The 21,601-nt window shown below is 53.1% G+C and carries 18 protein-coding genes; 7 read left to right on the plus strand and 11 right to left on the minus strand.

What is annotated here, in order from left to right:
* Positions 1-8 precede the first annotated feature (8 nt).
* From nusA to pnp, 6 genes are all read left to right on the plus strand, one after another.
* Entirely contained in the window at positions 9-1,496 is a 1,488-nt protein-coding gene (gene nusA, locus V6U78_RS11740; protein ID WP_405341046.1) for a transcription termination factor NusA, read from the plus strand.
* A 59-nt stretch (positions 1,497-1,555) separates the two neighbouring features.
* A complete protein-coding gene (gene infB / locus V6U78_RS11745; protein ID WP_405341049.1) occupies positions 1,556-4,189 on the plus strand; it encodes a translation initiation factor IF-2 in 2,634 nt (877 codons plus the stop codon).
* Between the two features lie 103 nt (positions 4,190-4,292).
* Entirely contained in the window at positions 4,293-4,673 is a 381-nt protein-coding gene (gene rbfA / locus V6U78_RS11750; RefSeq protein ID WP_405341052.1) for a 30S ribosome-binding factor RbfA, read from the plus strand.
* Between the two features lie 6 nt (positions 4,674-4,679).
* Positions 4,680-5,747, plus strand: coding sequence for a tRNA pseudouridine(55) synthase TruB (gene truB, locus V6U78_RS11755; RefSeq protein WP_405341055.1), 1,068 nt, complete (start codon positions 4,680-4,682; stop codon positions 5,745-5,747).
* A gap of 69 nt (positions 5,748-5,816) precedes the next feature.
* The gene (rpsO, locus tag V6U78_RS11760; protein WP_405341058.1) at positions 5,817-6,083 is read left to right on the plus strand and encodes a 30S ribosomal protein S15; all 267 of its coding nucleotides are present in this window, start codon (positions 5,817-5,819) and stop codon (positions 6,081-6,083) included.
* Positions 6,084-6,190: 107 nt separating this feature from the next.
* Positions 6,191-8,374 carry a polyribonucleotide nucleotidyltransferase gene (gene pnp / locus V6U78_RS11765; RefSeq protein ID WP_405341061.1) on the plus strand — a complete coding sequence of 728 codons (2,184 nt, stop codon included), beginning with the start codon at positions 6,191-6,193 and terminating at the stop codon, positions 8,372-8,374.
* Between the two features lie 67 nt (positions 8,375-8,441).
* Here pnp and V6U78_RS11770 read toward each other — a convergent pair whose 3' ends face one another.
* The 11 genes from V6U78_RS11770 to dksA all read right to left on the minus strand — a co-directional run bounded on the left by V6U78_RS11770 (position 8,442) and on the right by dksA (position 20,490).
* Positions 8,442-9,617, minus strand: a complete 1,176-nt coding sequence (locus V6U78_RS11770; RefSeq protein WP_405341064.1) for an acetyl-CoA C-acetyltransferase — start codon at positions 9,615-9,617, stop codon at positions 8,442-8,444.
* Between the two features lie 180 nt (positions 9,618-9,797).
* Positions 9,798-10,178, minus strand: coding sequence for an aspartate 1-decarboxylase (panD, locus tag V6U78_RS11775; RefSeq protein ID WP_405341067.1), 381 nt, complete (start codon positions 10,176-10,178; stop codon positions 9,798-9,800).
* A 71-nt stretch (positions 10,179-10,249) separates the two neighbouring features.
* Positions 10,250-11,104, minus strand: coding sequence for a pantoate--beta-alanine ligase (gene panC, locus V6U78_RS11780; protein WP_405341129.1), 855 nt, complete (start codon positions 11,102-11,104; stop codon positions 10,250-10,252).
* Positions 11,105-11,109: 5 nt separating this feature from the next.
* A complete protein-coding gene (panB, locus tag V6U78_RS11785; protein WP_405341070.1) occupies positions 11,110-11,901 on the minus strand; it encodes a 3-methyl-2-oxobutanoate hydroxymethyltransferase in 792 nt (263 codons plus the stop codon).
* 87 nt (positions 11,902-11,988) lie between these two features.
* Positions 11,989-12,498, minus strand: a complete 510-nt coding sequence (gene folK, locus V6U78_RS11790) for a 2-amino-4-hydroxy-6-hydroxymethyldihydropteridine diphosphokinase (protein ID WP_405341073.1) — start codon at positions 12,496-12,498, stop codon at positions 11,989-11,991.
* On the minus strand, positions 12,499-13,851 hold the full coding sequence (gene pcnB / locus V6U78_RS11795) for a polynucleotide adenylyltransferase PcnB (RefSeq protein ID WP_405341076.1): 1,353 nt from the start codon (positions 13,849-13,851) through the stop codon (positions 12,499-12,501).
* Positions 13,852-14,560: 709 nt separating this feature from the next.
* Positions 14,561-15,979 (minus strand): sigma-54-dependent transcriptional regulator, encoded by a 1,419-nt coding sequence (locus V6U78_RS11800; RefSeq protein WP_405341079.1) that lies wholly within the window; start codon positions 15,977-15,979, stop codon positions 14,561-14,563.
* Positions 15,976-18,921 carry an ATP-binding protein gene (locus V6U78_RS11805; protein WP_405341082.1) on the minus strand — a complete coding sequence of 982 codons (2,946 nt, stop codon included), beginning with the start codon at positions 18,919-18,921 and terminating at the stop codon, positions 15,976-15,978. Before V6U78_RS11805 ends, V6U78_RS11800 begins: the two co-directional genes overlap by 4 nt.
* An 8-nt stretch (positions 18,922-18,929) precedes the next feature.
* Positions 18,930-19,100 carry a hypothetical protein gene (locus tag V6U78_RS11810; protein WP_405341085.1) on the minus strand — a complete coding sequence of 57 codons (171 nt, stop codon included), beginning with the start codon at positions 19,098-19,100 and terminating at the stop codon, positions 18,930-18,932.
* 32 nt (positions 19,101-19,132) lie between these two features.
* On the minus strand, positions 19,133-20,044 hold the full coding sequence (gluQRS, locus tag V6U78_RS11815; RefSeq protein WP_405341088.1) for a tRNA glutamyl-Q(34) synthetase GluQRS: 912 nt from the start codon (positions 20,042-20,044) through the stop codon (positions 19,133-19,135).
* Between the two features lie 8 nt (positions 20,045-20,052).
* Positions 20,053-20,490: an RNA polymerase-binding protein DksA gene (gene dksA / locus V6U78_RS11820; RefSeq protein ID WP_405341091.1), complete on the minus strand. Its 438-nt coding sequence runs from the start codon at positions 20,488-20,490 to the stop codon at positions 20,053-20,055.
* Between the two features lie 169 nt (positions 20,491-20,659).
* Between dksA and V6U78_RS11825 the strand changes: the two genes are divergently transcribed.
* Positions 20,660-21,598: a ChaN family lipoprotein gene (locus tag V6U78_RS11825; protein ID WP_405341094.1), complete on the plus strand. Its 939-nt coding sequence runs from the start codon at positions 20,660-20,662 to the stop codon at positions 21,596-21,598.
* Positions 21,599-21,601: the final 3 nt, after the last annotated feature.

Consider the following 21,601-nt stretch of genomic DNA (forward strand, 5'->3'; position numbering starts at 1 on the left):
GCTGAGGCATGAGTAAAGAAATTTTGATGGTCGTGGATGCCGTCTCCAATGAGAAGGGCGTTCCAAAGGAAACCATTTTTGAGGCCATAGAAGCCGCACTAGCCAGTGCAACCAAAAAGCGCTTTCTGGAAGAAGAAGTCGATATTCGCGTCAAAATTGATCGCAAAACCGGTCAATATGAAACCTTCCGCCGTTGGACAGTGGTTGATGACGAAGACTTCTCTGAACCAGCAGCTGAGCTCCCCCTTTCTGAAGCACAGGAAGAAGGGCGGCATGTTGGTGATATCAAAGAAGAATTGATCGAATCGATCGAGTTTGGTCGTATTGCCGCGCAAACAGCTAAACAGGTCATCGTACAAAAGGTACGCGAGGCCGAGCGGGCCGAGGTCGTGCGCCAGTATATGGAGCAGCAGGGCCAGTTGGTTTCCGGTAGTGTTAAAAAAGTCACGCGTGATGGTGTGATTGTTGATCTGGGCGGCAACGCAGAAGCTTATCTGGCGCGTCACGAGATGATTCCCAGTGAAAAATTCCGTATGAATGATCGTGTGCGTGCGGTTCTGCTCGAAGTCAGCCCACATCAGCGTGGTCACCAGCTGTTGTTATCGCGTGCCTGCCCTGAAATGCTGGTTGAGCTGTTCAAGATCGAAGTACCAGAGATTTCAGAGCAGCTGATTGAAATCCGCGGCGCTGCACGTGATCCTGGATTGCGTGCTAAAATTGCCGTGAAAACCAACGATCGCCGTATTGATCCTGTTGGTGCTTGTGTTGGTATGCGTGGTTCACGCGTGCAGGCGGTCTCTACTGAGCTGAACAATGAGCGCATCGATATTGTGCTCTGGGACGACAATCCTGCTCAGCTGGTCATCAATGCGATGGCGCCTGCTGAGGTGGCCTCGATCATTGTTGATGAAGATGCGCATGCGATGGATGTGGCTGTTGCCGCTGATAACCTGGCGCAAGCGATCGGTCGTGGTGGTCAAAACGTGAAACTGGCGCGTGAGCTCACAGGCTGGCGTCTGAATGTGATGACCGAAGAAGAAGCCAGCGGTAAGCAGGCGCAGGAAACAGATACGCTGGTTCAGTCTTTTATTCAGCAGTTGGATGTGGATGAAGATCTTGCCCGTTTGCTGGTTGAAGAAGGTTTTACCGGTTTAGAAGAAGTGGCCTATGTGCCCGCAGAAGAATTCTTAGAAATTGATGGTTTTGATGAAGACTTGATTGCCGAGCTTAAACGTCGAGCGAAAGATGCGCTACTCACCCAAGAGATCGCATCTGAAGAGGCGTTAGCTGAAGTTGATCCAGAAGGTTCTTTCTTGGATCTTGACGGTATGGATCGCTCTCTTGCCGCAGCACTGGCTCAGCGTGGTGTCAAAAGTCTGGATGATCTGGCCGAATTGGCGATAGATGATCTGATGGATATCGAATCCATGACAGAAGAGCGGGCTGGTAAACTCATTATGGCTGCTCGTGCTCACTGGTTTGAAGATCAGGAATAAGCCCAAGGGCGAACAGGATTCTTCCCGGTGATCAGGTTGCAGGTAAGAGGAGATGGATAGTGGCAGAAAATACCGTAAAAGATTTAGCAGAAGCAGTAAAGCGCCCCGTTGAGCGCCTGCTCGAACAGATGAAGCAAGCCGGCTTGCATCATACTCAAGCTGACCAGCCTGTCTCTGAGCAAGATAAGGAAAAGCTGCTGAGCTTTTTGAAGCGCAATAGCAAGGCTGCCGATGAGCCAGCCAAGATCACCATGACGCGTAAGGTGACGCAACAGCTGAAAACCGATGGTCGCAAGAGCGTGAATGTTGAAGTTCGCAAGAAGAGAACCTTCGTCAAAAAAGCAGATGTAGAAGCTGTGGCAGCACAGCAGGCCAATGTAGAAGCGGAAGAACAGGCACGCCTGGCCGCTGAACAGCAAGCCCTGCAAGAAGCAGAAGCCGCTGCTGAAGCCAAGCGCCAAGAAGTTGAAGCCAAGCGTCGTGAAGCTGAGGCAGAAGCAGCGCGTCAGCTGGAAGCCGAAGAGGCAGCGCGTCGTCAGAAGCAAGAGCAAGATCGGACTCAAGAAGCGGCCCCCTTAGATGCTGAAGCGGCTCAGAAAGCCGAAGCTGAAAAAGAGCGTCGCAAACAAGAAGAGAAGCGTCGTGCAGAGCAGGCGCGCAAAGCGAGAGCTAATCCAGTCGTGATAGATGTCGAAGATGATGTAAAAGAAGAAGTCCTTGATGCCGATGTCCGCGTCGCTAAGGTCGATGACAAGCCAAAAAGCAAGCCAGGTAACCGCAAATCTGCTGGTGGCCGCAAGACAGGCACCAAAAGAGAAGATGACTTTGATGATCGTCGTCTCAGTCGCCGTGGTAGCAAGGATGACAAGCGCAAGGGTGGCCGACGCGCGCCCACATCCGGTCGTCAACACGGTTTTGAAAAGCCAACAGCACCGATTAAACGCGAAGTCTTGATTCCCGAAAGCATTACTGTTGCTGATCTGGCTGATCGTATGGCCATTAAAGGCTCAGAAGTGGTGAAGGTGATGTTTAAGATGGGCGCAATGGCAACCATCAATCAGGTCATCGACCAAGACACTGCAACCATTGTGGTGGAAGAGCTGGGTCATATTCCCAAGCTGCAAAAAGAAAACGCGATTGAAACCGAAGTGCTGGAGAACATCAGCTACGATGGTCAATCCATCACGCGTGCGCCAGTTGTCACGGTGATGGGTCACGTTGACCATGGTAAAACCTCGCTGCTGGATTATATCCGCCGCGCCAAGGTGGCTGATGCTGAGGCTGGTGGTATTACGCAGCATATCGGTGCTTATCACGTAGAAACCGAAGGCGGCAATATGGTCACCTTCCTGGATACGCCCGGCCACGCTGCGTTTACAGCGATGCGTGCTCGTGGTGCCAAGGCCACAGACGTGGTTATTCTGGTTGTGGCTGCCGATGACGGTGTGATGCCGCAAACCATTGAAGCTGTTGAGCATGCTAAAGCTGCAGGCGTTCCGCTGGTGGTGGCTGTCAACAAGATAGATAAAGAAACCGCTGATCCTGAGCGCATTCGTAACGAGCTGTCGCAATATGGCGTGATCTCTGAAGAATGGGGTGGCGATACACCTTTTGTTCACGTTTCTGCCAAGAAGGGGATGGGTGTTGATGAGCTGCTCGAGGCCGTCCTGCTGCAGTCTGAGATGCTCGAACTGACCGCTGTTCCTGAAGCGCCTGGTAAGGGTGTGGTTGTTGAATCGCGCTTGGATAAGGGTCGCGGCCCTGTTGCCACAGTGCTGGTTCAAAATGGAACCCTCAAGAAGGGCGATATCGTCCTTGCAGGTTTGAACTATGGTCGTGTGCGTGCATTGATCGATGAAAACGGCAAGCAGACAGATCAAGCTGGTCCATCAATTCCTGTTGAGATTCTTGGTCTGGATGGTACGCCTGAAGCCGGTGATGAATTCACCGTGGTGCAGGATGAGAAGAAAGCGCGCGAAGTCGCCCTCTTCCGTCAAGGCAAATACCGCGAAGTCAAACTCGCACGCCAGCAAAAAGCCAAGTTGGAAAACGTCTTCAGTCAGATGGAGCACGGCAAAACTGCCAGCGTGAATATCATCCTGAAATCGGATGTGCGGGGTTCAGTGGAAGCTATTATCGGTGCGCTGAAAGATCTTGAGACCGATGAAGTGAAGGTGAACGTGGTCTATTCAGGTGTCGGTGGTATTACCGAGACTGATGCAAACCTTGCGCTGGCTTCTGAGGCGATTCTGCTCGGCTTTAACGTTCGTGCTGATGCTTCAGCAAAAGCCCTGGTCGAGCGCGAAGGTCTGGATCTGCGCTATTACAGCATCATTTATGAGCTGATCGAGCAGGTTAAACAAGCCATGGTCGGCAAACTGGCTCCTGAGTTCCGCGAAGATATCGTGGGTATTGCTGAAGTGAGAGATGTCTTCCGCTCACCCAAGCTGGGTCAAATTGCTGGCTGTATGGTGGTTGAAGGTACCGTTTATCGGAATAAGAAAATCCGTGTTCTGCGTGATAACGTGGTGATCTATGAAGGCGAGCTCGAATCTCTGCGCCGCTTTAAAGATGACGCCAGTGAAGTGCGCAATGGTATGGAGTGTGGCATCGGTGTGAAGAACTACAATGATGTCCGCGTTGGCGATAAGATCGAAGTCTTTGACAAGGTGAAGGTTGAGCGCAGTCTCTAATCAGAGCTGAGTTAATCGCCAGCCTCCTGCAGAATTCAGAAAATCTGAATGTCGGCAGGAGGCTTCTTTGTTTACGGTGGAGGTCTCTTTAAGGAGAAGCCCAATGAAAGAATTTAGTCGTTTAGATCGCATTGCCGATCAAATGCAGCGTGAGCTGGCCGTGATGATTCAGCGCGAAATTAAAGATCCCCGGCTCGATGCCATGATTACGGTTAGCGGCGTAAAAGTCAGCAAAGATCTGGGTTATGCCGATGTTTATGTCACGGTGCTGGGCAAAGAAGACAAGCCCGAGGTGATTCAAGAAAATCTCGCGATTCTCAAGCAGGCGGCAGGCTTTTTGCGCAGTCGTATCGGACGTGAAATTAAGCTGCGAGTGATTCCTCAGCTGCGCTTTCACTATGACGAAAGCGTTCAGCGCGGTCGTCAGATCTCCAGTTTGATTGAGCAGGCCGTTGCCGCAGATCGCCAGCGTCAGGAAGACTAGAGCCTCATGGATCAAGCTGCTCCAAGCAAAAAGTTACCGCAAAAGAAGGTGCTCAGGCGCGAGGTGAACGGCATTCTGCTGCTCGATAAGCCGCTGGGCAAGAGCAGTAATCAGGTGCTGCAGCGAGTACGCTGGATGCTCAAAGCCCAAAAGGGAGGGCATACAGGCAATCTCGATCCCTTAGCCAGTGGTGTGCTGCCCTTGTGCTTTGGCGAGGCGACCAAGTTTGCCCGCTTTGGTCTGGATGCGGATAAAACTTATATTACGCGCATTCAGCTGGGTGAGGCTCGCTCAACTGGGGATGCAGAAGGCGAGGTGATCGCTCGTGCCCCGTTACCTGTCTTATCGCGTGAGCGTCTCGAAGCCCTGTTGGCCAGCTTTGTAGGCAAGCAGCAACAGGTGCCACCGATGTACTCAGCACTCAAGCATCAAGGTCAGAAGCTCTACGAAATTGCCCGAGCTGGTCAAGAGGTGGAGCGCCCAGCAAGGGCGATAGAGCTGCACCAATTAACCTTGCTGGATTTCGGCGATGACTGGCTGGAAGTCCAAGTGCGTTGCTCCAAGGGCACCTATATTCGTGTGCTGGGTGAAGATCTGGCGCGCGCACTGGGCAGTTGTGGCTATTTGGCGGCTTTACGGCGCATTGAATCAGGTGGTATCGAGGCTCACCAGTTGGTCACGCTAGAGGCGCTTGAAGCTGACTTTGCCGATGCGGATGAAGATCAGCATGCACTGGAGCCCTATTTGCAACCAGTGGACTTTCTGCTACAGCATCTGCCCTTGTGCCGCTTAACCTCAACGGATGCTGAGGCCGTCCTCCACGGACAGCCTGTCGCGGCTGCACCCTATCTGGATCCGCCTTTTTGGCAAGCTGATCAGCTTGGGCAGGACGGGGCGAGAAGCGACTCAAAGCTGGACGCAGAGGCGCAGATGATGCACACTACGCGCCTTTATTCGCCGACGTCCGAATTCTTGGGTCTTGGTGAATATCAGCCAGAAACAGGGTGGATACAGCCCAAAAAGATGTGTCGCAGCCCGATTCCTGTTTCTTGCTCAACCGATTCGCCGATTTGATCGGCCTCAGGTCTGCTGTAACGTCGCACGGCATGACCCTTGTTTTCTGATGCGACCGTGGAGAAAAACATGTTAACTGTAGAAGAAAAAGCACAAATCGTTCAGGACTTTGCTCGTGGCGCCAACGATACTGGCTCCCCTGAAGTTCAGGTTGCTCTGCTGACTTTTGACATCAACAAGCTGCAAGGCCACTTTCAGGAAAACCACAAGGATCACCACAGCCGTCGTGGTCTGATCCGTAAGGTTAACCAGCGTCGTAAGCTGCTGGACTACCTGAAAGGTAAAGATGTCACCCGTTATGCTGATCTGATCAAGCGTTTAGGCCTGCGCCGCTAAGCGCTGCCCAGCCGCCCTTGTGGCGACTGACGCAAGAAAACCCTTGCCATCAACGATGGTGAGGGTTTTTTTTATCTGGTTGGTTTGTTTGTTGCCCAAGGCAGCGTATGATACGGGGGCTAATTAATGGCGACAAACAATTGAACGAAAGGATAAAATCCGTGATTCCAGAAGCAAAAACAAAGACTTTTCAATTTGGTCAGCATAGCGTGACCTTAGAAACAGGCCGTTTGGCGCGTCAGGCGACAGGTGCGGTGCTGGTGACCATGGGCCAGACCAGCGTGCTCTGTACCGCTGTGGCTAAAAAAGACGTCAATCCAGGACAAGATTTCTTTCCGCTGGCTGTTTTCTACCAAGAAAAAACCTACGCAGTCGGCAAAATTCCTGGTGGCTTCTTCAAGCGTGAAGGCCGCCCCACTGAGAAAGAAACCCTCGTATCGCGCTTGATTGATCGCCCGATCCGTCCATTGTTCCCCAAAGAATTCTCTAACGAAGTACAGATTATCTGTTCGGTCGTTTCTGCTGAGCGCGGCGAAGAAGCCGATATTGCTGCGATGCTGGGTGCCTCTGCTGCCTTAGCCATTTCTGGTGTGCCTTTTAATGGCCCAATGGCGGCTGCCCGTGTGGGTTATACCGATGCCAATGGCTATATGCTCAACCCCAATAGTGCAGCACTGGCAGAGTCGCGCCTCGACATGGTTGTCGCAGGAACTGAAGCCGCAGTGCTGATGGTGGAGTCTGAAGCGCAAGAGCTGACAGAAGATCAGATGCTGGGCGCTGTGCTCTATGCACACCAAGAAATGCAGGTCGCGATTCAAGCGATTCGTGAATTTGCAGCCGAATTTGGCAAGCCAGCTTGGGATTGGCAGCCTGCTCCTAAGGACACCACGACTCAGGATCTGGTGCGCCCCTTAGCGGAAGCTGGCATCAAAGAAGCCTATACCATCACCAATAAGATGGAGCGTTATGCGCGTTTGGATGCGCTGCGTCAGTCTGTTTTGGCTGAGTTGGTCAAAGAAGAAGGCGAAGTGAGTGCAGAAGCCGTGAAGGCCGCTTTTGCCAGCTTAGAAAAGCATATCGTGCGTGAGAACGTATTAAGCGGTGCGCCGCGTATTGATGGTCGTGATCATCAGACAGTGCGTCCGCTGACCATTGAAGTGGGTGTGCTGCCGAAGGTACACGGTTCAGCTTTGTTCACCCGTGGTGAGACTCAGGCACTGGTTGTGGCAACGCTGGGGACTTCTCGTGATGCACAGATCATCGAGAGCTTGGAAGGTGAGCATAAGGATAACTTCTTGTTCCACTATAACTTCCCTCCCTTCTCTGTCGGCGAAGCCGGTTTTATGGGTGGTCCTAAGCGTCGTGAAATCGGCCATGGTCGTTTGGCGAAGCGTGGCGTTCAAGCGATGATGCCTGCTGAGAACGATTTCCCCTATACCGTGCGTGTGGTTTCGGAGATCACCGAATCCAACGGTTCAAGCTCTATGGCCTCGGTTTGTGGTTCATCTCTGGCGCTGATGGATGCGGGTGTCCCGTTGAAAGCCCCTGTTGCTGGTATTGCGATGGGTCTGGTCAAGGATGGCGAGCGTTATGCTGTACTGACCGATATCCTCGGTGATGAAGACCATCTGGGCGATATGGATTTTAAAGTGGCGGGTTCTGAGCAGGGCATTACCGCACTGCAAATGGATATTAAGATTGAAGGCATCAATGAAGCCATCATGGAACAGGCCCTGCAGCAGGCACAAGCTGCGCGCTTGGATATCCTGCGCCAGATGAATGAAGTGCTGCCTGCTTCACGCTCTAGCGTATCGCAAAATGCACCCACCATGACCACGATGAAAATCGATCCTGACAAGATTCGTGATGTTATTGGTAAGGGTGGTGCCACGATTCGTAGCATTACTGAGCGCACTGGTGCCTCGATTGATATCGACGACAGCGGTGAAATCAAGCTCTACGCCGAGAATCAAGAAGCCGCTCAGGCAGCGGTGGATATCATCCTCGGTCTGACTGCCGTCGCAGAAATTGATCGTGTTTACCAAGGCAAGGTCGCGCGGATTGCTGATTTTGGTGCGTTCGTCACCTTCTTACCAGGTCAGGATGGTTTGGTTCACATTTCTCAGATCGCGCCACAGCGCATCGAGACAGTGAAGGACTTCCTGAAGGAAGGCCAAGAAGTGCTGGTGAAGGTCATCGATATTGATAACCGTAACCGCGTGAAGCTGTCGATTAAAGAAGTCACTGAAGAAGAGCGTCAGCGCTTCGAACAGGAAAACAGCGCATCTTAATCGGCCGCTGAATGTAAAAACCCAGCTCTTAAGCTGGGTTTTTTTGTACCCTAAAAAAGCCTGGCTGTTAGCGTTCGATTGCTAGTGCAACACCCTGTCCACCACCGATGCACAGGGTGGCGAGACCTTTTTTAGCATCACGCTTTTGCATCTCATGCACGAGCGTGACCAGAACACGGCAACCTGAAGCCCCGATAGGGTGGCCCAGTGCAATCGCGCCACCATTCACGTTGACCTTCTCGGTATCCCAACCCAGTTCACGATTGACGCATAAAGCTTGAGCGGCAAAGGCTTCGTTGGCTTCAACTAGGTCGAGATCGGTGATCTGCCAGCCTGCCTTTTCAAGGCATTTTTTGGTGGCAGGAATAGGACCCGTTCCCATGATGGTGGGATCAACACCGGCAGAAGAGTAGGCCGCAATTTTAGCGAGGACAGGTAAGCCCAGTTCAGCGGCTTTTTGTGCTGAGCAGAGAATCACCGCAGCAGCACCATCGTTGATCGAGGAGGCGTTACCGGCGGTGACTGTGCCATCCTTTTTGAAGGCTGGACGCATGGCGGCAAGCTTCTCTAGCGAGACTTCACGCGGGCCTTCATCGGTATCAAAGATCACCGGATCACCTTTGCGCTGCGGGATCGTCACCGGAATGATTTCATCAGCAAAGCGACCTGCATTGCGTGCGGCCAGTGCTTTGGCCTGTGAGGCGGCGGCAAAGGCATCCTGATCTTCACGGCTGATAGCGAACTTGTCGACGATATTTTCTGTCGTGATGCCCATATGGTAGTCATTAAAAGCATCCCAAAGGCCATCAACAATCATCGTGTCTTGCGCGACCCAGTTGCCCATGCGCTGACCAGAGCGGGAGTTAGGCAGGATATGGGGAGACTGGCTCATGTTTTCTTGGCCGCCAGCAATGATGATCTCCGCATCGCCACAGCGAATCGCTTGGGTGGCCAGATGGAGAGCTTTCAGGCCTGAGCCGCAGACCTTATTGATTGTCATCGCGGGGGTGGTTTCTGGTAAGCCAGCATGAATCATCGCCTGGCGTGCTGGATTTTGGCCACATCCTGCAGTCAGGACCTGCCCAAGAATGACTTCATCAATCTGTTCAGGTTTGAGGCCTGAACGCTCTAACAGTCCCTTGATCACAGTGGCACCCAGCAGATGGGGGGCAACACCGGCGAGAGCACCACCAAAACCGCCAATCGCTGTACGGCCTGCAGCAACAATAACAACGTCTTGCATAGTCTAGACTCCTGAAACACCTCAACACTGAGGTTGGTGGGTAAAGGTAATAGCTTAGCAGTAACACGCAACAAAAGAATGACACACTTTAGGCTGAGGGACTATGGATCTTTTATCGGCCTGATAGCGGCCACAAAAAAGGCAAGCCTGAGCTTGCCTTGATGAACAGCGCTATGGCCTTTAAGCCACTTGGACTGGAATCGCGTTGCTGGTATGGCTAACGTGGTTCTTCTCGGCCAGATAGATCAGCGCGGGCTTGTGCTGTTGGCGCTCGGATTCGCTGTAGTTGGCATAGGCGCAGATGATGACTCGGTCACCAACATCGGCCAAGTGAGCGGCAGCGCCATTGACTGAAATAATGCCAGAACCGGGTTCACCACGAATGATGTAGGTGGTAAAGCGGTTGCCATTTTCGATGTTGTAGATCTGGATTTGCTCATACTCATGGAGGCCAGCCATATCGAGCAGATCGCCATCAATCGCGCAAGAACCTTCATATTCAAGCACGGCATGAGTCACTCTTGCCTGATGAAGCTTGGCTTTGAGCAGGATAGTTTGCATGATTAAAAAACCTCTTTTCGTTCGGCTGGGCCGTTTTTATACAGTCTTTCGCTGACTGAGTCCAGCTTGTGTTAGGCCTGATGTTTTTTCACAATCAGGTTATCGATCAAGCGCGCTTTGCCCATACGCGCAGCGGCGAGGATCACCCATTCTTGCGTTGTGGCCAGAGCAGGAGAAAGATCCAGTGCCCGAATTTCTACATATTCAGGTGAGAAGCCCAGCTCAGCCAGCTTAGCGCGGGCTTGATAGGTCAGCTCATGGTAATTCAGCTTGCCTTCCTGAAGCTTAAGGGCGATGGCCTGAAGTGTTGCATAGAGCTTAGGTGCACGCTCGCGCTCTTTTTCAGTGAGATAGGCATTGCGCGAAGACAGGGCCAGACCTTCAGCGGAGCGGCAGGTTGGCACACCAATAATCTGAATGGGGAAGCTGAGGTCTTCGGTCAGCTTACGAATGACCGCCAGCTGCTGATAGTCCTTCTGACCAAAACAGGCAATATCAGGCTGCACCATATTAAACAGCTTGGTGACGACGGTGGCCACACCATCAAAATGCCCTGGGCGCTTGGCACTACAGAGACCTTCACTGACCTGAGGTACACAGACCTTGGTCAGTTGTTGCTGGCCGTGAGGATAGACTTCATCAACGCTGGGTGCAAATAAGAAGTCACAGCCCACGCTGGCGAGCTGAGCCTGGTCATCCGCGAGGGTACGCGGATAGCTGGCAAAGTCTTCATCTGGACCAAATTGGAGCGGATTGACAAAGATGGTTGCGATCACCTTATCAGCATGGCGTTTTGCTTCTTCAACCAGACGCAAATGCCCAGCGTGCAGGTTGCCCATCGTTGGGACTAAGGCGATAGTCTGACCTTGCTGGCGCAGTTGGCGCAGTTCGGCTCGGAGGCTGGCCAGAGTGGTCAGGGTCGTCAACTGACTCATTGAAAACAGTGCTCCTCTGCAGGAAAGCGTCCTGATTGGACGGCCTGATGATAGAGGCTCAGGGCTTCGGGAATCGAGCTGGCCTCTTCCATAAAGTTTTTAACAAATTTGGCTGTTTTGCCAGGGGTAATGCCTAATAAATCATGAAGAACCAGGACTTGGGCATCTGTATCTGGACCCGCGCCTATGCCGATCACCGGACAGCTCACCGCCTGCGTAACAGCAGCACCGATCTCACTGGGAACACATTCAAGCAGAATCAAGGCCGCACCAGCCGCTTCGAGTTTTTGGGCGCAGTCGATCAGGGCTTGGCCTGCTTCACCGCGTCCTTGCACCTTATAACCTCCGAGCTGGTTGACCATTTGTGGCGTGAGTCCAAGGTGCGCACAGACAGGAATGCCGCGCTGGGTGAGTTGAGTAATCCCCGACGCCAGCCATTCTCCGCCTTCAATTTTAACCAGATGAGCGCCAGCGCGCATCAATGCTGCTGCGTTCTCAAGCAGCTTTTCAGGGCTGGCATCAGGCATAAAAGGGAGATCGCTCATAATCAGGCAGCGCTGATTAGCACGTTTGACGCTTTGTGTGTGGTAGACCATATCTGACAGGGTCACCGGTACGGTCGAGTCGTGGCCGAGGAGCACCATGCCCAGTGAATCGCCCACCAGTATCACATCGATTCCCGCCTCATTCACACGTTGGGTGAAACTGGCGTCATAGCAGGTCACAACGCTGAATTTACGTTGCTCTTGTTTCATTTTCTTCAGAGTGCTGAGGGTGACAGCCTGCATACTGATTTTCCTTGTGAGATAAAAGAGGGCAAGCGGGCGTGTGGCTGGCTCGCCATGAGCGGATTGTTACCTCTAGTAACCCAGTTGTCAAAGTCTGCTCAGGGTTTCTGTCTGCAAAGGTAACACTTCATTTAGTGCTGCCTGCGGCAGTTGATCAAGCCAGTATTGGATAGTCTGTCCTGGTGGCAGGATGCATGCTGGATTGATCGCGGCCCAGGGTTTGAGCACGAAAGCGCGTTCATAAAGACGGGGATGGGGGAGCGTCAGCTCAGGGGTCTGCATCACCTGCTGTTCATAGGCGAGCAGATCCAGATCCAAGGTGCGTGGCCCCCAGTGGCGTTCTCTGACACGGCGATGTGCCTGCTCCAAGCTTTGCAGCTGATGAAGGAGCGCCAAGGGTGCCAGCTGGGTTTCAATCAACGCCACAGCATTGATAAAGTCCGGCTGATCTTGAGGGCCAACAGGTTGGCTCTGCCAGAGTTGTGATGCTGTGACCAAGTGCGTCTGGTCCAGCTGATCCAGCTCAGCGAGGGCTTGCGTCACCTGGTTTATCGGGTCGTCAAGATTACTCCCCAATCCAATCCATGCCTGTGCCATCTAGCCCTCCTGCTGCACTTTCTTTTTGGGCTTACGTCTTTTCTTACGTGCTGCCCCAGGCTGGCGTACCAGCTGGCTGAGGAGCTGTTGCTGCCCACTGGCGTCAGTTTCCTGAAAGGCCGTCCACCATTGACCAAAGCCTTGCGTTGCTTCACCTGCTGCCTCACGCAGGAGCAAGAAATCATAGGCTGCTCGAAAGCGTGGATGCTGGAGAAGCTGCCACGCTTTTTTACCATGTGGCTGGGGGAGTTTGAGCTGTAAATCCCAGATCTCACGCATCGGAAAAGCAAAGCGCTTGGGCAGCGTAATATGCTGGCTTTGCATTTCAAGCAACCTTTGACTGGCTTGCTGCAAGGCGGGGAAGGGCGGGCAACCCTCGCTCAGCTTCTTATCAAAACGCATTTTGACGCCCGGCCACAGTAGTGCGGCATAGAGGAAAGCGGGTGTGACGGGCTTTTCTTGCTCGATACGCAGATCGGTGTTGGCGAGGGCTTGTTCTACCAGTTTCAGGCTTGTCGGATCTTCACGAAAAGCTTCTGCGGTGGCAGGAAACAAAAACTGAAAGAGATGTTGTTCCTGGAGCAGATGAAAGGTCTTCACTGCCTTGCCGGATAAAAAGAGCTTCAGCACTTCATCAAATAAGCGTGCTGGTGCCACTTGGAGCAATAAGCTGGCGCAAGGGCGCAGTGCCGCAGCGGTCTGGGCTTCGAGTTGGAAATCGAGCTTGGCTGCAAAACGAACGGCGCGCAGCATGCGTACAGGATCTTCACGGTAACGCGTTTCAGGATCGCCAATCAGGCGTAGTTGACGTTGCTCAAGATCTTGCAATCCACCAGTAAAGTCATGGATAGAGAAGTCGGCAATATTGTAATACAGGGCATTAATGGTGAAATCACGGCGTGCCGCGTCTTCTTCTATACTGCCCCAGACGTTATCCCGCAGCAGCATGCCTTCTTCGGTTTGTTGATGCTGGGCCTGACTGGGTTGCTGTTGGGTGCCTCGAAAGGTGGTGACTTCGATGATTTCGCGTCCGAAGCGAACATGCACAATACGAAAACGTCGGCCAATGAGGCGCGAGTTACGAAAGATCTGGTTGACCTGCTCGGGCGTGGCATTGGTGGCAACATCAAAGTCTTTAGGGCGGATGCCAAGCAGCCGGTCGCGAATACAGCCGCCAACGAGATAGGCTTCAAAACCCTGATTATGCAGGCGATACAGGACTTTTAAGGCACCGTCATGAATTTCGCTGCGAGAGAGAGGGTGTTGGGCGCGGGGCAGTATCTGTCGCTTAAGAGCGGGCGCAGCTTTTTTCTTGCCAGCGGATTGGAAAAAACCTTTGAGACGTTTAAGCATCTTGACCTTAATCAATGAGACGAGCGGTAAATAGTCAGCAGTTTACCTGAGCACCGGACGCTGGCAAAGCAAGAAATGTGTTTTCAAACAGGCATAAAAAAAGAAGGCCTGAGGCCTTCTTGAGAGATACTGCTGGGCATCCTTGCCATTTAAGGGAGATAGTTCTAAATCGCCCTGAATACGTATCACAGTCGCCAAAAGGTCATTTTGTTTTTATTTTTCCTGTAGCTGACCACCTCGTATTCAAAACAATATAGCTTTAGTTTGGGCTTGCCTCTGAGCGCTTTTGTTTTTGTTATGCTCAGGAAGCGGTGAGGTTCATTGTTTTTGTTTTTTAGCCTCAGCGCTCGCTTTCACTAAAGACCAGAGATCCAATCTTCTTGTTATTGTTATGCCGATTGTGTGTGGCACTTTGTTATTCTTATCAACTCGCCAACCGATCTCTTGCCAGTCTGGATTGTTATTTTTGTTCTGCTCAGCCTGGCTCAGGCTAGGAGTTCTTTTGTTGTTGTTATCGAACTCAGGGCCTGTGGTGTTCTTGTTTTTCTTACTGGGTCTATTGCTGGATGCGTGCCAGAAAAAAAATATCTGTTTAAAAACAAGGGGTTGAATTTTTTCTATTGGTAGGGTGATCGATGATGTGCAGAGGTTGTTACCCAGATGCGACCTTGGGTCGCAGGAATTGAGTGCTAAGGTAACAGTAGCAGAACTAGCGGGTCACACTGGTTTTACGTCTTGGAATACCCAAGCGCTGGCGTCTTTCCCAGAGGCATTTGCGTGAGATGCCCAGCTTTTTGGCCAGCTCTGTCTCACTCATCTGGTCTTCATTCTCTCGCACAAAACGGACGAAATAATCTTCAAGCGAAAGGTCGTCGGCAGGGAGGTGGGCTTCATCATGGCTGGATTCGGCAAAGGGATTGGCCGTGTTGTTGCTCTGGTGTGTCGCCTGTGCTTCAGGGCGTGCATAGCTTGCCTTGCGACTGACGAGCTGCAAATCTTGCGGATGAAGAAGGTGGGCATCTTCGGCCAGAATCAGTGCTCGTTCGACACGGTTTTCTAGCTCACGCACGTTACCTGGCCAGTTGTAATCCAGCAGCGCCTGACGAGCCGCCTTCGAAAAGCGTGGCAAAGGCTTGCTGAGGCGGTGTGCTGTTTGTTCGAGCAGATGTTCGGCCAGCAGCAGAATATCCTCGCCACGTTCTGCCAAACAGGGCAATTCGAGTTCAATCACATTCAGGCGATAGTAAAGATCGAGGCGGAACTTGCCTTGGTCGACCAGCAGTTTGATGTCTCGATGGGTGGCTGCGATCAGGCGCACATCGACCTGGCGCGATTCAACCGCACCGAGGCGGCGGATTTCACCTTCTTGCAAAACACGCAGCAGGCGAGCCTGCGCATCGAGTGGGAGTTCGCCGATTTCATCCAAAAACAGCGTGCCGCCATCAGCGGCCTCAATCAAACCTTGACGGGTCGTATTGGCGCCGGTAAAGGCCCCTTTTTCATGCCCAAAGAGTTCAGATTCAATCAGGGTTTCAGGAATGGCAGCACAGTTGACCGAAATCATGGGCCCCTTATGGCGTTGACTGAGCTGGTGTAATGCCTTGGCGACCAGTTCTTTACCCGTTCCTGATTCACCCAGGATCAGCACTCGTGTATCAAAGGGTGCAATCTTCTTAATTTGCGTATAAATGGCCTGCATGATCGGGCTATCACCGAGCATACCGGGTATGCCTTGGGTGGAGGCCAGCGGTGCGGGTTCGGCAGCACTGGGCTGACTGGGTGTGACCTGGGCCAAAAGGTGGCGTACGGCGCTGAGCATTTCATCGTGATCGAAAGGCTTGGCGATATAATCCACAGCGCCGAGCTTCATCGCATCCACGGCAGAGCGGAGGCTGGCATAGCTGGTCATAATCAGGACAGGGATAGATTGGCTGAGCAGCTCTGTTCCTGCTTCACCTGGCAAGCGCAGATCACTGATAATCAGATTAAATTCAGCGCTGTCTAGATGCTGCTGGGCCTCAGGGACGGAGCCGGCTTCAGTGACTTCAAAGCCATTGCGCTCCAATAAACGCCGCAGCGCGGAGCGAATGATGCCTTCGTCTTCAACAATCAGGATTCTTCCTGTCATGCTTGCTTGTCCTCAGGTTGGTGCGCGGCCGTCACTGGCCATCGTGGAAACTGGCAGCGGAAGCAGCTACCTCTTGCTGTCAGTGCACTGGGTGAGTCGCAGCTGATCTGGCCACCATGCTCAGCGACAATACTATAAACCAAAGCGAGTCCCAAGCCTGTGCCTTCGCCTGCTGCTTTAGTGGTATAAAAAGGTGTGAAGAGCTGCTCCTGCTGGTCGGGATCGATTCCCGTACCATCATCATGGATCTCAATCCACAGGTGGGTGTCGTTAGCGTGGCTGGTACAGAGAATACGCCCACCTTGCTGGGTGGCATCTCGTGCATTACTGAGCAGATTAATAAAGACCTGCTGCAATCTTTGCGGATCACCAAGCAGCATCAGATCTGGCGCGCAAAGGTTACGATAATCTCTTTCCTGCTGATGATTGCCAAGACGCAACAGTGCTATGGCGGCTTCCAATGTGGCATGGACAGATGTCGGTTCAAAAGCCAGCTCAGGGCGGCTTTTCCCCGTATGAGCAAAGCTGACCAGTGTTTGCACGATATGGTTAATGCGTTGTGTGAGCTGATGAATGGCTGTCGCTGTTTCACGCACTAAGGCTGGATCTTCGGCATCATAGTGCAGGTTTTGCACCAGAGAAGAGATGCCGGTGACGGGGTTGCCGATTTCATGGGCTACACCGGCCGCCAGCTGCCCGATAGATGCCAGCCGCTCACGATGCAGCAGATGATCCTCAAGCTGCTGGCGTTCCGTTTGATCTTCAATCAGCAGCACCATACCCGTGTTGGCTTCTTGTTCTAGGCCAACGCTGGCCTTTTGCAAGCGTAGCCACAGCTGGCGCGATCCTGCTTGTACGGCCAGACGATTCAGGGTTTCACTTGGCTGTTGGTAAAAGTCATGCAGAGGATGGCCCCAGGGTGCGGGAAGTTCTTCGAGAGTGAGGCCAAGGACTTCTGCAGCCGTTAGTTGGGTCAGGTGGGCCAGCGCGGCATTCCAGAATTGAATACGTTGCTGCTCATCGAGTGTACACACCCCTATCGGCAAGGAATGCAGTGTATGGCGATGATGGCGGCGTAGTGCATCCAGCTCTTTCGCCATGCCTGTCAGATGGCTTTGGTAGAGTTCTAGCTGCTCTTCGATATAAGGCAGATCGCGTTGGCGGGTGTTGGATTCAACCTGCCAAGGGAGATAACGATCCGTCAGCACCTGCGCCACGCTGGAGCCCATTAAGCCAGAGAGGTTGGCTTGGAGTTGATCGCGTAGCCGCTGCATTGCCAGAGGGCGACGATCCGTGGGTAAAAGACGGAGCTCTTTTAAGGCCTGCTCGACTTCACGTTGGGCGGTATCGGGTCCTAAAGGGGGGGTCAGCAGCTGAATAAAATCGGCACACTGATGGGCGGCAACCACACGTCTTTGTGGCCTGAGCCATAGATTTTGTGAGCACAGGGCGGCGGCTTGTTTCTCTTCCTCGCTGGTGGTACTGATCAAAGAAAAGAAAATAAAGCAGCCGAGGTTGACGGTAATAGAGAGCAACGCCACAGGATACCAATCATCAAAACCCTTCAGCGGCAGCACCCTATCACCCCAGCTGAGCTGATCGATACCCAGCATGAGCGGAAAACCCAGCCCAATACCCCAGACAAGAAAACCAGCAATCAAGCCCAGGCTCAGTCCAAGGCGGTTGGCGCTAGGCCAGTAGAGCAGCGCCAGAACACCAGGGAGAAACTGAAGTGTGGCGATAAAAGCAGACAGGCCAAGCGTGGCCAGATCATGCTGCTCATGCAGCACCAGATAGACCAGATAAGCGGCAAAAATCAGTAGAGCAATGATCAGTCGGCGCATCCACAACAGCCAGTAGTAGATATCCAGTCGCGCTGGTGGGCGATAAAAAGGCAGAACCAGATGATTGAGCAGCATAGGTGCGAGTGCCAGTGTCATCACAATAATGCTGCCGCTGGCTGCCGCAAGGCCAACGATAAAGGAAACCAAAGACCAGCTATGCCCAAAAGACAGGGTGGCGTATTCTGCTGCAAGGTGACTGTCGCTGGCCAGATAAGCCCAGTAGATCACCGGCACAGGCAGTGCCAGCAATAGCAGAAACACCGGCATCGCCCAGCTGGCTTGCAGAAGAGCCGGTTCTGAGGGATTTTCAGCAAAGATAATATGGAAGATATGCGGCATAGAGACAGCTGTTGCGAAAAAGAGCAGCAGCAGGGTGCGCCATTGATGATCCGCCAGCGGGGTGATCGCCGCCTCAAGCTGTTCGCCTTCGACGGCCAACCAGCGCTCGAGTCCGTCGAGTCCACCAAAGATGCCCCAGAGTGCAAAAGCGCCTAGGCTTAAAAAACCGATCAATTTAACCAGCGATTCAAAAGCAATCGCCACCAGCAGGCTCTCATGGCGTTCGCGCAGGGAAATATGCCGCGCCCCAAACAGAATCGCAAACAGGGTGATGACCGCACAGAAAACAAAGGCCAGATGATGGGGCGCAGATTCATTGGTGAGTAAAAAGATGACATCGGCAATCGCCTGAATTTGCATCGCAAATAAAGGCATACTGCCCAGCAGTAAGCCCGCTGCGACCAGCATGCCGATCAGGCGGCTACGATAGCGAAAGGCGAAGAGATCGGCCAGAGAGCTGAGTTGATGGGTGCGGGCTAAACGCAGTAGTGGTAAGAGCAGCAGCGGCGCGAGCACAAAGGCAGCCGAAATCCCAAGGTAGTAGGTGAGAAAGGCATAGCCATAGCGTTCGGCCATGCCAAAGACGCTATAAAAAGCCCAGGCACTGGCATACATCCCGAGTGCCAAAATATAAATGACAGGATGACGAACCAGCTTTTTTGGCAGCCAGCCTTTTTCAGCCACCCACGCGCAGGCAAAGAGCAGCGACAGGTAGCCAACGCCGAGTAAGAAAATCTGGGTCAGAGAGAAATTCAGCATTGCTGGTACTACAAGCGCTCAATACGGCGTTTTTGATCCAGCCATAGGGCCGCACCAATCAGAGCAAGCCAGATCAGATAGGGTTGATACCAGTGGGTTTGCCCCCACTGCGGTTGTAGCCAAGGGAGAAAAAAATAGCTGATGACGACCAGTAGCAGAATCAGGCGGTAGGTATACATAGATCACTCCTTGTGCAACAAGCTGCCCCAAGTTACTCGAGGTGCTGACCAGGAAGCAAGGAGAAGTGTTGACCGCTCGGTAATCGTGTTCGATCCCAGTGCTGTACGGCCAGTGACAGGAGTGCCTCAACCGACAAGCTGGCCCATTCAGCCAGGATGGGCTGGTTCAGATACTCGAGGGCTTGGATGAGATGGGCGCTGGCGCGTGAGGCGCAGATAGCGGGTGCATGGTTTTGCTTGGAGAGCTTTTGCCCCTGAGCATTGATGATCAACGGCAAATGCAGGTAGGTCGGCGGTTTTTGTTCAGGAGCCAGCGCCTGATAGAGAGCCAGCTGCCAGGGTGTGGAATCCAGTAGATCGTAACCGCGCACTAGATGCGTCATTCCGGCTTCAAGATCATCGACCACCACGGCAAGTTGATAGGCCCAGTAGCCATCTCGGCGACGAATGATCGGGTCGCCTATCTCTAAGAAGTTAAAAGCTTGATGCCCTTGGAGCTGATCCTCCCAGCAGAGGAGGCTGTTTTCTTCCAGTGCAAAGCGCCAGGCGGGGGCCAGGTGGGTATGGGGTGGAGGCTGGTGACGGCAATGACCCAGATAGATGGATTGGCCTTGGCGCTGCTTACGGGTGCAATAACAGGGATAGGCACGCCCTTGGGCACGCAGCTGATCCAGCGCGTGTTGATAAGCCTCGTGGCGCTGGCTTTGGTAGACCACTGGGCCATCCCAGGTCAGGCCAAAAGCTTCAAGAGTGAAGAGAATTTGATCAGCAGCACCGGGCATTTCGCGCGGTGGATCGATATCCTCGATGCGGAGCTGCCACTGCCCCTGATGGGTTCGCGCTTCTAGCCAGCTGGCTAAGGCCGTGACCAACGAGCCAAAATGCAGCGGACCAGAAGGCGTGGGGGCAAAGCGCCCCCGATAAGGGAAGGAGAGGGGCTCCATCCCTGAACTTAGCGCCCGATTTGCTTTTCTTTGATTTCAGCGAGGCTTTTGCAATCCACACACAGGGTGGCTGTAGGACGCGCTTCAAGGCGACGCACACCGATCTCAATGCCGCAGGCCTCGCAATAGCCGTAGTCGTCTTCTTCAATCTTATCGAGTGTTTCGTTGATCTTCTTGATCAGCTTGCGCTCACGATCACGCGTACGCAGCTCTAGGCTAAACTCTTCTTCCTGAGTGGCGCGATCAGCAGGATCAGCAAAGTTGGTCGCTTCTTCTTGCAGATGCTGTACGGTACGATCAGCTTCTTCCATCAGCTCTTGTTTCCAATTCAGCAGGATTTGGCGGAAGTGAGCCAGTTGCTTGTCATTCATGTACTCTTCACCCTCAACGAGCCGGTAAGGAGCAATGGACTGATTTTTTTGAGAATTCTGCATTGTATCTGGCATGGCCTTGCCTCATTAGAGTTAGGAGCATCTGAGTTAAGGGCGGTTGGATACGGCGCTTAACTGGCTGCTGGTCAATCAAAAGACTAGCCTATTTACTGGAAATCGAAGCGAATTGCAAGCCTCTGCCCTGCTCGTTTGAGTGCGAGGCTGGGGTCATGAAGGAGAAAAAATGCGCAAAAATCCCCGTTTAAGAAGTCGCCGTACAGGGCATTGGCTCGGCTGCTGTTTGTTGCTCAGCATCAGTGGGTGGCTCTCTGGTTGCCAGGCCTTGCCTTCGCAGACAGCAGCACCATCTGAGATGCTGCAAGGACGTCTTTGGTCGGTTGAGCAGGCTGATTTTGTCAAGATAAGCCAGTTGTTAGCGGAGTTGCCAGCCGGAAGCTGGTTGCTCGTTGGTGAGCAGCATGATCACCCTGAGCATCAGCAGTGGGCGCAGCGCTGGATAGAGGATTTGGCTGCGCAGGGGCGTTTGGGCGCTGTTGCCTTTGAAATGGCACATTACCAGCAGCAGGCGGCATTGGATCGCGCACTGGGTCAAGAGCAGATCACTCCAGAGGCGTTGGAGTGGGTTGCAGCCTGGCCCTGGGATCGTTATCAATCCGTCGTCGAAACCTCATTGCGTTTGGCGCCGCGTGTTGTGGGTGCAGATTTAACCCGCGCGGAGCAGCTTGCTGCTTATCGAGAAGGCGCGCCTCAGGCAGCGCTCAGCCCAGCTCAGGCCGCCGCCTTAGATCAATTGATTGATGAAGGGCATTGTCAACTGCTCCCACCAGAGCGTTTGCCCCAAATGCGTCAGGTGCAGCTGGCGCGAGATCAGCAGATGGCGGCTATTTTATCCACAACCCCTTTGAATGAGCGGATAGGCGTCTTTCTGGCTGGCAGTGTGCATCAGCGGCCTGATTTAGGTGTGCCGCGCTGGTTGGCGGAGGGTGTGCAGAGTGTGACAGTGCGCTTGGTTACCCTTGATGAGCGTACCAGGGCAGAAGCCTATCTAGAGCCAGGTGTGGAGCAGCGTGTCACAGCGGACTATCTGTTGTTTACTGCGCCCCTACCTGCGGCGGATTATTGTGCCGAGTTGCGGGCGCAGTTTCAGTCTACCCATCATTGACAT

Origin of the sequence: Marinospirillum alkalitolerans (assembly GCF_045055655.1) — a bacterium.
Lineage (GTDB): Bacteria > Pseudomonadota > Gammaproteobacteria > Pseudomonadales > Halomonadaceae > Marinospirillum > Marinospirillum alkalitolerans.